At 63.1% G+C, this 13,172-nt stretch carries 15 protein-coding genes; 9 read left to right on the top strand and 6 right to left on the bottom strand.

Translation table 11 applies throughout. The features are described 5' to 3' along the window. Nucleotides 1-17: 17 nt before the first annotated feature. Nucleotides 18-1,478, top strand: a complete 1,461-nt coding sequence (locus tag CS1GBM3_RS00865) for a phenylacetate--CoA ligase family protein (protein WP_072390095.1) — start codon at nucleotides 18-20, stop codon at nucleotides 1,476-1,478. 9 nt (nucleotides 1,479-1,487) lie between these two features. Here CS1GBM3_RS00865 and CS1GBM3_RS00860 read toward each other — a convergent pair whose 3' ends face one another. After that, complete coding sequence (locus CS1GBM3_RS00860; RefSeq protein WP_348533594.1) at nucleotides 1,488-1,967, bottom strand: VOC family protein; 480 nt, start codon at nucleotides 1,965-1,967, stop codon at nucleotides 1,488-1,490. A 588-nt stretch (nucleotides 1,968-2,555) separates the two neighbouring features. Then, the gene (locus tag CS1GBM3_RS19690) at nucleotides 2,556-3,071 is read right to left on the bottom strand and encodes a DUF3617 domain-containing protein (protein ID WP_171946401.1); all 516 of its coding nucleotides are present in this window, start codon (nucleotides 3,069-3,071) and stop codon (nucleotides 2,556-2,558) included. Between the two features lie 351 nt (nucleotides 3,072-3,422). Here CS1GBM3_RS19690 and CS1GBM3_RS00850 point away from each other — a divergent pair, with 351 nt between their 5' ends. Together CS1GBM3_RS00850 and CS1GBM3_RS00845 are read left to right on the top strand one after the other, a co-directional pair. Further along, nucleotides 3,423-3,896, top strand: a complete 474-nt coding sequence (locus CS1GBM3_RS00850; protein WP_139247716.1) for a hypothetical protein — start codon at nucleotides 3,423-3,425, stop codon at nucleotides 3,894-3,896. A gap of 27 nt (nucleotides 3,897-3,923) precedes the next feature. Next, nucleotides 3,924-4,298 (top strand): hypothetical protein, encoded by a 375-nt coding sequence (locus tag CS1GBM3_RS00845; RefSeq protein ID WP_139247715.1) that lies wholly within the window; start codon nucleotides 3,924-3,926, stop codon nucleotides 4,296-4,298. Between the two features lie 16 nt (nucleotides 4,299-4,314). Here CS1GBM3_RS00845 and CS1GBM3_RS00840 read toward each other — a convergent pair whose 3' ends face one another. After that, nucleotides 4,315-4,974 carry an MBL fold metallo-hydrolase gene (locus CS1GBM3_RS00840; RefSeq protein ID WP_072390089.1) on the bottom strand — a complete coding sequence of 220 codons (660 nt, stop codon included), beginning with the start codon at nucleotides 4,972-4,974 and terminating at the stop codon, nucleotides 4,315-4,317. 154 nt (nucleotides 4,975-5,128) lie between these two features. On the opposite strand from CS1GBM3_RS00840, the gene CS1GBM3_RS00835 reads away from it, so the two are divergent. The 3 genes from CS1GBM3_RS00835 (at nucleotide 5,129) to CS1GBM3_RS00825 (ending at nucleotide 7,054) form a co-directional block, all read left to right on the top strand. After that, nucleotides 5,129-5,488, top strand: a complete 360-nt coding sequence (locus CS1GBM3_RS00835) for a hypothetical protein (protein ID WP_139247714.1) — start codon at nucleotides 5,129-5,131, stop codon at nucleotides 5,486-5,488. 185 nt (nucleotides 5,489-5,673) lie between these two features. After that, nucleotides 5,674-6,201 (top strand): RNA polymerase sigma factor, encoded by a 528-nt coding sequence (locus tag CS1GBM3_RS00830; protein WP_083566930.1) that lies wholly within the window; start codon nucleotides 5,674-5,676, stop codon nucleotides 6,199-6,201. 1 nt (nucleotide 6,202) lies between these two features. After that, nucleotides 6,203-7,054 (top strand): anti-sigma factor family protein, encoded by an 852-nt coding sequence (locus CS1GBM3_RS00825; RefSeq protein WP_072390080.1) that lies wholly within the window; start codon nucleotides 6,203-6,205, stop codon nucleotides 7,052-7,054. A 51-nt stretch (nucleotides 7,055-7,105) separates the two neighbouring features. Here CS1GBM3_RS00825 and CS1GBM3_RS00820 read toward each other — a convergent pair whose 3' ends face one another. Then, nucleotides 7,106-8,644, bottom strand: a complete 1,539-nt coding sequence (locus CS1GBM3_RS00820; protein ID WP_083566929.1) for a S8 family serine peptidase — start codon at nucleotides 8,642-8,644, stop codon at nucleotides 7,106-7,108. A gap of 231 nt (nucleotides 8,645-8,875) precedes the next feature. Continuing rightward, nucleotides 8,876-9,574, bottom strand: coding sequence for a response regulator transcription factor CtrA (locus CS1GBM3_RS00815; protein ID WP_072390074.1), 699 nt, complete (start codon nucleotides 9,572-9,574; stop codon nucleotides 8,876-8,878). A 585-nt stretch (nucleotides 9,575-10,159) separates the two neighbouring features. Between CS1GBM3_RS00815 and CS1GBM3_RS00810 the strand changes: the two genes are divergently transcribed. Together CS1GBM3_RS00810 and CS1GBM3_RS00805 are read left to right on the top strand one after the other, a co-directional pair. Continuing rightward, the gene (locus CS1GBM3_RS00810) at nucleotides 10,160-10,540 is read left to right on the top strand and encodes a flagellar export protein FliJ (protein ID WP_072390071.1); all 381 of its coding nucleotides are present in this window, start codon (nucleotides 10,160-10,162) and stop codon (nucleotides 10,538-10,540) included. A 156-nt stretch (nucleotides 10,541-10,696) separates the two neighbouring features. Further along, nucleotides 10,697-11,269: a hypothetical protein gene (locus CS1GBM3_RS00805; RefSeq protein WP_072390068.1), complete on the top strand. Its 573-nt coding sequence runs from the start codon at nucleotides 10,697-10,699 to the stop codon at nucleotides 11,267-11,269. Between the two features lie 95 nt (nucleotides 11,270-11,364). Here the strand turns inward: CS1GBM3_RS00805 and CS1GBM3_RS00800 are convergent, their stop codons facing one another. Beyond that, nucleotides 11,365-11,643, bottom strand: coding sequence for a CtrA inhibitor SciP (locus tag CS1GBM3_RS00800; RefSeq protein ID WP_023787187.1), 279 nt, complete (start codon nucleotides 11,641-11,643; stop codon nucleotides 11,365-11,367). A gap of 279 nt (nucleotides 11,644-11,922) precedes the next feature. Here CS1GBM3_RS00800 and mnmA point away from each other — a divergent pair, with 279 nt between their 5' ends. Further along, nucleotides 11,923-13,098, top strand: a complete 1,176-nt coding sequence (gene mnmA / locus CS1GBM3_RS00795; RefSeq protein WP_072390065.1) for a tRNA 2-thiouridine(34) synthase MnmA — start codon at nucleotides 11,923-11,925, stop codon at nucleotides 13,096-13,098. Nucleotides 13,099-13,172: the final 74 nt, after the last annotated feature.

The following is a 13,172-nucleotide window of genomic DNA, read 5'->3' as shown; positions in this document are numbered from 1 at the left end:
TGTCCGGGGAGATGTGAATGTTCGGTGCCTTACGCTTCGCAGCGACCCTCCAGCGCCTGTACCCGTTCTGGCTGGACAAGGAGAAGATCAAAGCGAAGCAGGAGAAGCGGCTGCGCGCCCTGCTGGCGCACGCGGTAGCGCACTCTCCCTATTACCGCCGTCGCTTATCGGGCATCGACATCACACGCTGCGCGATCGAGAACCTGCCCATCCTCACTAAAGCCGAGATGATGGAGCATTATGATGAGCTCGTGACCGATCCGCGCCTCAAGAAGGCCGAGCTCAGCGCTTTCGTCGACGACCTGAGCAACCTCGGCAAACTGTACCTCGGCCGTTACGGAGTCAGCCACACGTCGGGAAGCCAAGGCCAACCGGCTCTCATCGTCCAGGATCAGGACGCCCTCGCGCTCGTCTTCGCGGTGCAATTCGCGCGCGCAACCAAGCTCAAGCGACGCCTTCTTCCCCACCTTGGCCGCCTTTTCAAGCCCGCACGCATGGCCGTTTTCACCATCAAGCCCGGCTTCTACCCAAGCGCTGCCGCGTTCGCCTATCTGCCCCGCTTCCTCGCCCCCGCGTTCAAGGTCCTTCGCCTCTCACACTCCGACCCGGTCAGCCACAATGCCCGCTTGCTCGAGAGCTTTCGACCCGACTACATCACCGGCTATGCGAGCGCACTTGAGGCCCTGGGCCGCGAGGAGGCTTCGGGCCGCATGAACCTTAGCGCACTCGGCTGCCTGAAGCAGATCACCAACGTCGCCGAGCCCATGACCGATGACGCAGCCGCAGAACTCGAGCGCATCTTCGGCGTACACGTAGCGGACGAATACGCGATGGGAGAATGCATGGTGCTGACCTCCGGTTGCATCGCCGGACGCGGCTCCCACGTCAACGCAGACCTCGCCATACTGGAGGTCGTCGACGCCGACAATCGACCCGTGCCGCCGGGCGTGGAAGGCAGCAAGGTTCTCGTCACCAATCTCTACAATCATGTGCAGCCGATCATTCGCTACGAGGTTGACGACCGCGTGACGATGAGCGCCGAGCCGTGCCCGTGCGGCAGCCCATTGCCGCACGTCGCGAGCATTGCGGGCCGCACCAAGGACAAGCTCTGGGTCGAGGAGAATGGAGAGCGGCGCGAGGTGCCGTACTACATATTCTTGGCGCCGCTGCACCACGTGCTGGATCTCGCCGAGCACCAGATCGTGCAAACCGGCCCGCGCCACTTCGTAGTGCGCCTCGTCCCGCTGCCGGGCCGCACTCTATCCACCGACCGCATCCGGTCCATGCTTATCGAGCACGTACGCACCGAAGGGCTCGACTCCATGATCGACATCGAGATCGAGGTTGTCTCGGAGTTGCCGCGCGGCCCATCGGGGAAGTTCTCGCGCGTACGCAACGACTACGCCCTGAAACGCGACGCCGCCGGCAAAGCGCCGCCATCCGCCGAAGCCCCTAGCGAAAAGGCGCCGAGCGCCTGATCGTCGCCCTCATCCCCTGTGCGCCTCCTTGAGGCGTGCGATATCGACCTTTTTCATCTGCAGCACCGCGGCCATGACGCGGTCGGCAGCCTCTGGATCGCCTGTCATGAGCCCGGGCAGTTCGGTCGAGTTGATCTGCCACGAAAGGCCGTAACGGTCCTTGAGCCAGCCGCACGGTTGCTCTCGGCCGCCATCCGCCGTGAGCTTGGCCCACAACGTGTCGATCTCCGCCTGTGAGTCGCAGCCGACGAAGAACGAGACGGCCTCGGTGAATTTGAACTCCGGACCGGCATTGATGGCGGCGAAACGTTGTCCGGCAAGTTCGAACCCGATGACCAGGACGGCGCCCTCTGGCCCCGGTCCCGATTTGCCGTAGCGGGACACACTGACGATGCGCGAATTGTCGAACAGCGAAACATAGAAATTCACGGCCTCTTCGGCATTACCGTTGAACCAAAGGTGCGGGGTGATCTTTTGGATGGTCGCCATGGGCATGCTCCTGACGCGCTTCGTCTGAAAGACGGACGCCGCGCAGAGCAGCCGACACCTCAAACAAAAATTTTACCTCGTCACCGAGAAAGCAGGCGGAAGACTACCGAGGGACCCTCAATTCCAGCAGGATACGGCTTACGTTAAAAAATGGACGTGCCCGCGTCCATGGTTCACGCCTGGGCCTCAGAAATAACCTCAGAAAAAAGGAGAGTGAAGGATGCGTTGGAAAGCTCTCGCCGTCGCCGCGGCCATTGCAGCCGGAGCGGCACTCGCCCCCCATACAGCTAGCTCAGCGGCACTTCCGGCGGCCGGCAAGGCAGTCCAATCCCAGCTCGCGGCCGGTTCGCTACTCGACGAGGTGCGCCACCGCCGCTGGCACCGCCATCACCGCTGGCATGGCCCCCATCGTTTTGGGCGCTGCTCACACGTACGCCGTAGCTGTGCCGCCCAGTTCGGTTGGACCACTCGCGCCTATCGGCGCTGTGTCATCCGCCGAGGATGCTGAACCGAGCGTCGGAACAATGCAAAACAGCGGCGGGAATCGCGGCTGTTTTCGTGATCGGCGACAAAAAGCGATAGGGCGCGCTACTGCACCATCACGCGGCTGCCATCCGAGCCCATGGCCTCGCCACCAACAAGCTCGCCGCAGCTCTCCCCGAGATATTTGCCTATCTGCGTGATCGTGCGCTTCACCGCCACCGTCTGACCGTTGTGATCGCCGGAGGTCGTGCTATCGATCTTGACCAGCAACGCCGACTTGAAATCGCCGGTCATCTCCGTGCGGCTCTTCACGTGCCGGCTCGCAAACTGGCACGACATGTCGACGACCGTCTTTTCACCCTCGCGCTTGACCTCGTACTTCGTGCACTGGTTGGCGTGCTCGACACTGCTCGCTTTGACGGTGTTGTGCTCCATCTCGGCATCGACGCACATCTTGAGCGTCTGATCCTTCGGGCCGAGCCCCTCATCCATCACCGTATGCAGCTCCCAGAGACCGGCCTTGCGCTCCGGAAGGCTGGCCTCGTCCGCGAGCGCAGGCCCGTCGAGCGCGAGCACTCCTGCAATAACCGCAACCGCACGCCCCATAGCTCCCGAGCGCATCGTCGTTCCTCCATAAAACGTTATATCGTTTCTTGCGGGAGACCATACCTGCCGCGGCGCCTCTTGCAAGCGCCGAATTGGGACGTTTGGCATCGCGTCCGGGAAGCCGTGGCAACCGCGCCCGCCGGCGCGCCTCGCGCATCGGCCCGTAAATCGCTTGCAAAACAGTCCGAAATCAGAGACGGACAGTCCGCAGACAAACAATGGTGGTAAACCGCCTGCGCAGCGATACATACACCGCCATCGCGCCGGACTGTTGCCCGGGAAGCATCGCAAATTCATGGGTCAATGCTAATGTTCTATTCGGATCGCGGTGCCAAAACTGACCGTCTCATCCCTTTGGAGGCAAACGTGAAACGGACTTGCTCTGCCGCCCTCGTCGGGGCGGTGCTCACGCTGGCGACCCCGGCGGGGGCCCTTGAAGGCACTTTCTCTGCCCTGGACGGCGCCTGGTCCGGTACCGGGAGCGTCCGCCTCACCAACGGCACGACGGAACGTCTGAGATGCCGTGGCTACTACAATGCCAAACAGAGCAACAGCCTTGGCATGGCCATCAACTGCAGCAATGCTTCGTTCAAGATTCACATGCGCGCCAACCTGAGGAGCGCCGGCAAAGGCATCACCGGCACCTGGGAGGAGCGCGAGTTCAATCAAACCGGCAATGTTTCGGGCCGACAGACCGGAAACGGCTTCAGCCTGACATTTTCGGGAGCCCTCGCCGGCTCGATGAGCGTCACCATGACGGGTTCGCGTCAAACCGTATCCATTTCCACGGGCGGGCCTGGCTTCACGGGCGTCAAACTGCAGTTCGCCAAGAGCGGCTGATCCGCCAAACAAGGGAGAAAGCCAACGATGCTTCGCCGCACCCCCTTCGCTGCCCTCGCCCTCTTTGTGATGGGCGCCGGCCCCCTTTCGGTGTTGGCGAGCCTGCCCGCAGACGCCGGCCGCTTCCTGCGCCGGGCGCCCGAGGGCGACGTTGCCGTCGCGGTCAGCCGTTTCGGCAACGGCACGGTCTCCGGCCCGGTGCGCGAAACACGGGTCGGCTACGAGGTGCGCAAGCCTAACGGCACGTGGATCGCCTGTCGCCGCAGCTGCTCCGAAACCCTGCGCGTCGAGACCGTGGACTTCTACGAGAACGACGGCAGCCTGACCGGCTACGGCACCGCAGCCAACGAGTGCGGCATCTTCGGCTGCCTCGACTTCGGCATCGGCTGGTCGCGCCGCTAGACCTTGACCCAGGGCGCTAGCCGCGCAGGAACGGATTGCTGCGCCGCTCCTCGCCGATGGTGCTGGCCGGTCCGTGCCCGCAGATGAACGTGAAATCGTCACCGAGCGGCAACAGCTTGCTCGTAATCGCGGTGATCAGCGCCTCATGATCGCCGTACGGGAAATCTGTGCGCCCGATCGAGCCGCGGAACAGCACGTCTCCCATCACGATCAAGCGGTGCGGCCGGTTGACCATCACCACTGAACCCGGCGAATGCCCAGGGCAGTGCAGGATTTCGAACGTATGCTCCCCGATGCTGACCGTATCACCCTCGTCGAGCCAGCGATCGGGCGTCACCGGCCGCGCCGGGATGCTGTAGGCCTCGCCCTGCTTGGCGAGGTTGTCGAGCAGGAACTTGTCCGCCGGGTGCGGCCCCTCGACGTCCACCTCAAGTGCCTCCTTGAGCTCGGCCGCCCCGCCCGCGTGGTCGATATGACCATGCGTGAGCAGGATTTTCTCGACCTTGACACCGAGCTCATCGATGGCCCGGCGCACATTCTCGAGGTCTCCGCCAGGGTCGATAACCGCGCCGGCCTTGCTGTCCTCGTCCCAGATCAGCGTGCAGTTCTGCTGGAACGGCGTCACCGGGATGATGGCGGCCCTGAGGCTCAGGGTTTCCGTAGACGATGTGGTCATGGCCGAGCGCTGCCTTTTGCTTTGCGGGTGCCATTCCTTAAAAGGTTTTGTCCCCCGCGGCCACCCCGCCCCCTGCTGACGTTCACCTCGGTAAAGTGTACGGTCCACCGGACGGCGTTCGGGGGAGGGCCTTCAGAGAATGCAGCTGAGAGAGATGCGTTTCGCCCGCATTGAGGGGACGGATGTGCGCGTCGAGGTCAAGTCCGAAGCGGAAGCCCGCGCCGCAATTAAAGAACTGAAACACAAGAAGAAAGAGCTCGCGCTCCTGAAGCGGCGGATCGCCAAGCAGGAGCTGAGCGCTCGCCGCACCGTCGAGCGGGCCGAGGAAGCTGCCGCCCGCGAGGCCCGCCGGCGTGGACTGTTTGCCACGCTGAGAAGAGTGTCTCGCACATTCAGAAAAGGGGATACACTCCCCGACATCGACGCCATCCGTGGCGAACTCGATAAAACCGACGAGATTCTGCATAATCTCGACAGTTGCATTATCCAGCTCGAGGGCCGACTGCTGGGCTGAGCGACCCGCCGAAGACCACGTCCGGACAGATCCGGATGTTAACGGGTTGTTACGAAAAGGCCCCCGACAAAGCACAGCTTCAAAAGGGGGGGCGCCGCCGAGGCACGCACGCCCCAAAATCACCTCTGTCGGGAATAAACAAGTGGGAATTGCGTTGTATCCAACAGTCGCGGGAGGGGGCCGAGGTGGATGAAATCCAGTCGCGGATGATCCAGCTTCTGCCGCGCCTTCGCAGGTTTGCGCTCGCGTTGACGGGCGACAAGGACAAGGCGGACGACCTCGTGCAAGACACGTGCGAGCGTGCGCTCGCACACTTGGACCAGTGGAAGCCGGGAACGAGTCTCGATAGTTGGATGTATCGCATTGCGCAGAACATTTGGGTGGACAACCACCGCGGCCGCAAGGCACAGCGCGACGAGCGTCAGCTCGACGAGGCCGAAAACCTTATGGGCGTCGATGGGCGGAACATTACCGAAAGCCGCCTCACCCTTGCCGCTGTCGTAGAGAGTATTGGGCGGCTTCCACCCGACCAGCAGGTCTTGGTGGCCATGGTATGCGTCGAGGGCATTTCCTACAAAGAAGCAGCAAGCATCCTCAACATTCCCATCGGCACGGTTATGAGCCGCCTTTCCCGCGCCCGCCAGGCGCTGTTTTCGGCGCTGACAGACAGCGCCACAACCTCCGTTCGCTCGGCGTCCGGGCAGGGGCATTGATATGATGACGGTCCCCGACGAGTTGCTGATGGCCTACGCCGACGGTGAGCTCACCGCCGATGAGGCAAAGGCAGTCGAACAGGTCTTGGCTCAGGATCCTGTCTTGCGCGCACGGCTCGAACCGTTCGTCGAGACCCGGATGCGCCTCGCCTACGTCTTCGAGCACACCTTGCACGAGCCGGTGCCGGACCGCCTGATCGCCGCCATCGCAAGGGCATCGACAGTGCCCGCCGAGTCACAGCCGCGTCGTCCTTCGCTTTACGCGCGCTTGCGCGAGGGCGTGGGCAATCTGGCGGAGACCTACCTGCCGAGCGGGGGCATGACACCGGCCTTTGCAGCGGGCGCGATAGCTCTCGTCCTCACGAGCACGGCGATCGGCTGGGCCGTCGGACGCTTCAGCGCTCCATCGGGGCTGATCCAGGTTGCCGGATCCGAGCTTTTGGCGTCGGGCAAGCTCGCGCGCACCCTCGAAACCCGCCGCAGCCGCGTCGCGGCCGCGTCAGACTCGGGCGATGTTTCCATCGTGCCGGTGCTCTCGTTCCGCACCCAGGCCGGAGGTATCTGCCGCGAATACCGCATTACCGGCGAAGCTAGCGGTCCGAATTTTGCGGGTCTTGCCTGCCGCACCGGCGAGGGACAGTGGCGGCTCGCGCTGCATGTCGAGACGCCGAGCACGCCACAAAGCTCCGGCCCCTACCAGACCGCAACATCGGTCAAGGTGCCGGCCATCGACGCGCTGGCCGAAACGATCATCGCCGGCGACGCCTTTGGCCGCGACGAAGAGGCGGAGTTGCTGGCAAACGGCTGGCAACCGCCCCCGCCGGCGGGCACAACGTATACCCCGAACCGTTAGCTCGCCTGAAACGCTTGCTGTGTCGAAAGGCCCGCCGCGCGCGGCCTCAACCTAATTGCGGGCCGGCCGCGAAGTGGCATTGGCATTGGCCAGCTTCTTGGCACGTGACTTGGACGCGCTTTTCGAGACCGTCGCCTTCGCGACCATGTTGCTCGGACACTGTTTCGGCGCCAGCACGAGCCCCACGCCGTAGACCGGATCACGCCCCGATATTCCGAGATCGCGCACCGGAAGCTGATCCAGCAGATGCTGCTCGGTTCCTTCGATGATGCCGCTTGAGATGCGCGTGGCGAGGATGGCCGTCACGAAAGGCGCCGCGAAGGACGTCCCCGTCTGGAAGCCCTGCTTTGCACCCGGCAGTGCCGTCAGCACGTCCACGCCCGGCGCCGCGATGTCGACATATGCACCGCGGTTGGCATTGCGGTAGCTCTCGCCGTCGCGATTGACGGCGGTGACAGCGATCACATGCGGATACGCCGCCGGATAGCTTGCTCCGGCGGCCGGCCCCATGTTGCCGGCGGCCGCAACGAACACCACGCCCTTGAGGCTCATGCGCTCGATCGCCTTCGCGACGGCCGGATCGCGCGGCCCCGCAAAGCTCATGTTGACGATGTCGACGTCGAGCTTGTCGAGCCAGTCCAAGGCTTCGAGCAACTTGCCGGTGTCGGTCGACGCGTTGCCCGCCGCATCGCTGCGGAAGGCCGTCGCGAGCAGGAATGTTGCATCCGGGACGAGCCCCGGCGTCCCGCTATCGGGATCACCCGCAAGTAGCGACAGGATCGCCGTGCCGTGCCAGTCCTCGTCCGAAGGATACACGTCGTCGAGGAATTCCTTGCGGATCGCCTTGAGCTTCTTGAACGCTGGGTGGGAAATGTCGAACGAAGTATCGATGATCCCAATGCGCACGTCCTGCGTGCAGGACCGCAACGCCTTGCTCCACGCTACCAATTCACGCCCGAAGCAGATGTCGCTCGGGCACGGCTCCAGCGAGGCCGGGCTCGCCTTCGCCCGCTCGACTCCGAGGATGACGCTGCCGAAGTCGCCGCCGTTCCCCGGCATACCTGCGAAAATGCTGTAGGCATTACTTGGGGCCTTCTTCTCCGGCGCCGGAAGGCTACTGACGACATGGGCTCCGTGGCCGTGATCTGGCGTCGGCACGACGCCAAAGGTGCGCACCGCAACGCTCTTAACGAGACGCGAGAGACCGAACGTATAATCCGCATCCTCGGTTTGCTTTGCGCCAAACCCACCTCCAACCACGCCAAGGTGCGACGCCTGCTTCTGAAATCCATCGAGCCATCTGACGGGAACGGTCTCGACCGGCAGGTTCGGCCGCGGGCTATCGGAAAAACCGTGTGCGAAGGTTCGTGCGCGCCATGGGTCGGATTCTGAGCCGGGCTCGGCGGCGAACTCGACCTCGGCCACCCACCCTTTACCGGGTGCGGCCGACGCCAACACCTCTCCCGCACGAGCCCGATCGAGTTGTAGCATCGCCGAGGAAGAGAGAGAGAGAACAGCAACGAGACCAGCCCGCCCCCATCCCGGGGCCGACCAGCAGATCGGCGAACGTTCAAGAGTATCCGTCTTCATGAGCTGTCCGGCGTCGGAATGTGACAACAATCGTCGCAAAAAACGACGGAGATGCGGCCAACCGACATCATAGCTGAAAAATTTTGCCCTTTTGCACGTTCTACGCGCCAAAACAGATGCGTTTCCACAGCGCTCAGTTGCAACCAAATCGAGGACAAGGCCGCCATCGGCCGTGAAAAACAAACGGGGCGCCAAAGCGCCCCGTCGAAATTCGATTCATATTGCTCTGCCTCAGGCAGCAGCGCTGCTGTCCTCGCCGGGATTGCGCAGAACGTAGCCGCGCCCCCAGACCGTCTCGATGTAATGCTGGCCACCGGTCGCGACCTGCAGCTTCTTCCTGAGCTTGCAGATGAACACGTCGATGATCTTGAGTTCCGGTTCGTCCATGCCGCCGTAGAGATGATTGAGGAACATCTCTTTGGTAAGCGTCGTGCCCTTCCTGAGCGAGAGCAGCTCGAGCATCTGGTACTCTTTGCCGGTGAGGTGAACGCGCTGTCCATTGACCTCGACCGTCTTGGTATCGAGGTTGACCCTGAGGTCGCCCGTCTCGATAACCGACTGTGCGTGCCCTTTCGAGCGACGCACGATGGCGTGAATGCGTGCGACGAGCTCATCCTTGTGGAACGGCTTCGTCATGTAGTCGTCGGCGCCGAACCCAAGTCCCCGCACCTTGTCCTCGATCTGCGCGAGACCCGAGAGGATCAGAATGGGCGTCTGGACCTTCGCCACCCGCAGCATCTTGAGAACCTCGTAGCCGCTCATGTCCGGCAGATTGAGGTCGAGCAGGATGATGTCGTAGTCGTAGAGCTTTCCGAGATCCACGCCCTCTTCACCGAGATCCGTGGTGTAGCAGTTGAAACCCTCGGACTGGAGCATCAGCTCGATGCTCTGCGCTGTTGCGCTATCGTCCTCGATCAGAAGGACCCGCATTTCAATTCCCTCTTCCTTGCCCCATCACAAGGCGCGCCGCCAATTTGTTAACAGACCCTACCGCCAGCCGATAACCCAGGCCCGCACTCTCATTACAAAAGTAACCATGACTGGTTAACAAACCCTAATTTCCGTTTCGAAACACACCACCGGGCACTGGCACATTTTAACCCACGTGGAACAACATGGCCGCCCCGCTCCGAACGGCTGGGAGCGCCAACTTACCCCGGGTTTTGCAGGCAATCTCTTCGACCCCTAGGTGACCTTCGGCTGGAAACCCCAGCGACGCCCGACGACCACGAATCAAGAGGTAACAGAATTCGCCCGCTAGCCCTAGAGGAGGAAACCCACTACAAGAGTAAGGCAACGTAAATTCTTAGCAAAGATAGCCAAGACGTTGCTTTACCGCAACTTAACATCAGTGTGGCAGGGTAAACTTATGTAGTTGCGGGCTCTGGCGTCGGCGTTCGGGCCGCCAGCGGTCCGGACAGGACGATCGGAACGTAAAACTCGAGCTCGAAAGGCGTGAAGTGGCACGCTTTTTGAGATGCGAGTGCCAGAAGTTCTCGAGTAGGGGTAAGTACGATGAAGGCACGCGAGACGGCGCTGAGACTGAAGCGCTTCGAGTTGAATGAAAAAGCCCGCAAGGTCAGTGATCTGGAAATGATGATCCGCGAGTTCGAGACCATCGCCGGTGATCTCGACCGCCAGATCCAGGCCGAGGAGGAGCGCACGGGCGTCAAGGATGCCAGGCACTTCGCCTATTCCACGTTCGCCAAATCCGCAGCCCTTCGCCGTGACAATCTTCGCGCCTCGATCGCCGAGTTGCGCGCGAAGCTCGAGGCGGCCCAGCAAGACTACGACGCGACCCAGCAGCAGCTCGAGCGCGTGTCCACGGATCAGCCCCGCGAAGTCTCGCGCAACCGCCGGCGTCCCGACCGTCCGACCGGACTGGCCCTGCGCTGACCTGAGATAAGACCGCATTGATCGCCCGGCGCTCCGGCAACGGAGCACCGACTTGCCTTCGCCCCTTTCCCATGCCAAGCGCTCAAGGCCGGGGGAAACGGCGAGTCTGCCTCCCCATCAGGCGCGCCCGCCCGCACGGCGGAGGGGAGCGAGAGGATGCGCCGCGAGCATCGGATTTTTCTGGCGATCGCGCTACCGCTGGCCTGTGCCGGCGGCGGATGCGCAGGCACGGCGCCAATCATCCCTCCGGCCAGCGAAATTCGAGCAACCGACAAAGGCATTCCGAGCGCCGCGGCGGCGCTTCAGGCATCCCTTCTTCCCCAGGATCTGGTTGTAGGCACGCCGACCGAGGTCTACACGCGCATCGCGCGCGGTGTGCTGACCTGCTGGTTCGGCGCCGAAGGCCCGCTGAAACCGCAATACATCTATCACGCCGAGGCGGAGCCAGCTTCGAAAGGCGGACGCGCTGAGATCAAAATCATGACGCGCGACCGCGAGGCCGAGGATCCGCGGGCGCTGCGTGCCTACCGCATCGCGATCCTGCCATCCGAAGGGCGGACCAAGGTCGAGATCGAGAACGTGCGGCTGCCTGAGCCACTCGCAGCCAACCTCAAGACCGACGTCGAGCGCTGGTCGCGCGACGTCGAGGGATGCGGCGAAGGCCCGGTCACGGCCGGTTGGTCAGCAGATCAGGCGCCGGAAATTCAGGACAAGGACAAAAAACAATAAGACCGGCGAAAGCCGGCCCTCATGCCGTTTGTTTCACGCCAAGTTTGCGCGCCGGCAATGGGCCGGTGCACGCAGACTTTCGCAAGGACGCCCGATCAGCCCCGGTAGTCTTGGATGCGGGTAGCCCTAAGCCCGGGAAGACCGTGCTTGTCGATCGAGCGCTGCCAGGACAGAAACTCGTCCACTGTCAGCTTGTAGCGCTCGCACGCTTCCTCGATGCTAATGAGCCCTCCGCGCACGGCCGCCACGACCTCCGCCTTACGGCGGATGACCCAGCGTTTCGTGTCCCGCGGCGGGAGATCGGCAACCGTCAAGGGGCTCCCATCGGGGCCAATGACGTAGCGCACGCGCGCTCTCATCTGATGTTCGGTCATGATACTCAATACTGCTACTGACCAGCCCGGAAAAGCTAACCTATTTCTCTTAAACATGGCCTAAGCCATTGACTAAAAATAGCATAAAGCGGCGCTCAAAATCACGCAAGCTCCGCCGCTATGGTTGACGCTGCCAAGCCCCGGTTTCCGGCCCTGGGAGGCTCCCCGGCTTGCATGGCCCACGGGCTACCCTTTATCATGTAATAAGAAGGCGCCGCGGTCTGCCGCGTTGCATGAGACCGCCTGTTTAAACGCCAGCTCGAACGAGACAAAAAGCACGTGGCATCGCCATCCCTCGAAACTCCGATTGGAGACGGCCGTAAGAAGCGCGTCGTCGTCGCCATGTCCGGCGGCGTCGATTCCTCTGTCGTGGCCGGCCTGCTGGCCCAGTCCGGGCACGAGGTGATCGGCATCACGCTGCAGCTCTACGACCACGGCGAGGCGGCCGGCCGCAAGGGCGCCTGCTGCGCCGGGCAGGACGTGCAGGACGCGCGCCGCGTGGCCCAGAAGCTCGACATCCCCCACTACGTCCTCGACTACGAGAAGCGCTTCTCGGACGCAGTGATGAAGTCGTTCGCCGAGAGCTACGTCGCGGGCGAAACCCCGATCCCCTGCGTCACCTGCAATCAGACCATTAAGTTCCACGACCTGCTCGGCACCGCACGCGAGCTTGGCGCCGATCTGCTCGCCACCGGCCATTACGTGCAGCGCGGCCAGGGCCGCGATGGCCCTGCCCTGTTCCGTGCCAGCGACGTCGAACGCGACCAGAGCTATTTCCTGTTCGCCACCACGCGCGAGCAGCTCGCGAGCCTCTGGTTTCCCCTCGGCGGCATGCTGAAGCCCGACGTGCGCGCGCTGGCTTGCGATCTTGGGCTCATCGTCGCCGACAAACCCGATAGCCAGGACATCTGCTTCGTTCAGAAGGGCCGCTACAGCGACGTGATCGAACGCCTGAAGCCCGGCGCGCTGCGCGCGGGAGACATCGTTCACGTCGACGGCCGCCGGCTCGGCCGCCACGATGGAATCGTGAACTACACCATCGGCCAGCGCCGCGGCCTCGGCATCGCGTCGGCCGAGCCCCTCTACGTGCTGTCCCTCGACGCCCAGCGCAACGAGGTGGTGGTGGGACCACGTGACTTCTTGCGCACGCATACCCTCGTTCTTAGAAACGTGAACTGGCTTGGAGACGGCACGCTTGCCGACGCCGTCGCCGGCGGGGGAGCAGAAGTCTACGCGCGGATCCGCTCATCGCAGGCCCCACAGCCCGCCACGGTCACCATCGGAGACGACGGTGCCGTGACCGTGACGCTGCGCGATGGAGAGCATGGCGCCGCCGCAGGGCAGGCCTGCGTTCTTTATGCCGACGGAACGACGGATTCTCGTGTACTGGGCGGCGGATGGATTGCACAGGCTACGAAGGCCGATAAAATGGCGCGTCTGGAATCGCCGGCATGACGGCGCAGAAGCAGGCTTCGGGGAACTGCGGCACACACGAGCTGCTTCGCTAAAAGACGTCGGTGGGAGAAACA

Source organism: Hyphomicrobium sp. CS1GBMeth3 (assembly GCF_900117455.1).
In the GTDB taxonomy this organism is placed as follows: Bacteria; Pseudomonadota; Alphaproteobacteria; order Rhizobiales; family Hyphomicrobiaceae; genus Hyphomicrobium_C.
Note: the sequence above shows the minus strand (reverse complement) of the source record. Positions and strands in the feature narration are given on the sequence as shown.

Bases quoted from the DNA above. Each gene is read 5' to 3' on its own strand.
- CS1GBM3_RS00820 (WP_083566929.1), bottom strand. From the start codon at position 8,644: ATGAAGACGGATACTCTTGAACGTTCGCCGATCTGCTGGTCGGCCCCG.
- CS1GBM3_RS00865 (WP_072390095.1), top strand. From the start codon at position 18: ATGTTCGGTGCCTTACGCTTCGCAGCGACCCTCCAGCGCCTGTACCCG.
- CS1GBM3_RS00810 (WP_072390071.1), top strand. From the start codon at position 10,160: ATGAAGGCACGCGAGACGGCGCTGAGACTGAAGCGCTTCGAGTTGAAT.
- CS1GBM3_RS00800 (WP_023787187.1), bottom strand. From the start codon at position 11,643: ATGACCGAACATCAGATGAGAGCGCGCGTGCGCTACGTCATTGGCCCC.
- CS1GBM3_RS00805 (WP_072390068.1), top strand. From the start codon at position 10,697: ATGCGCCGCGAGCATCGGATTTTTCTGGCGATCGCGCTACCGCTGGCC.
- CS1GBM3_RS00815 (WP_072390074.1), bottom strand. From the start codon at position 9,574: ATGCGGGTCCTTCTGATCGAGGACGATAGCGCAACAGCGCAGAGCATC.
- CS1GBM3_RS19690 (WP_171946401.1), bottom strand. From the start codon at position 3,071: ATGCGCTCGGGAGCTATGGGGCGTGCGGTTGCGGTTATTGCAGGAGTG.
- CS1GBM3_RS00825 (WP_072390080.1), top strand. From the start codon at position 6,203: ATGATGACGGTCCCCGACGAGTTGCTGATGGCCTACGCCGACGGTGAG.
- CS1GBM3_RS00835 (WP_139247714.1), top strand. From the start codon at position 5,129: ATGCGTTTCGCCCGCATTGAGGGGACGGATGTGCGCGTCGAGGTCAAG.
- CS1GBM3_RS00860 (WP_348533594.1), bottom strand. From the start codon at position 1,967: ATGGCGACCATCCAAAAGATCACCCCGCACCTTTGGTTCAACGGTAAT.
- CS1GBM3_RS00840 (WP_072390089.1), bottom strand. From the start codon at position 4,974: ATGACCACATCGTCTACGGAAACCCTGAGCCTCAGGGCCGCCATCATC.
- CS1GBM3_RS00845 (WP_139247715.1), top strand. From the start codon at position 3,924: ATGCTTCGCCGCACCCCCTTCGCTGCCCTCGCCCTCTTTGTGATGGGC.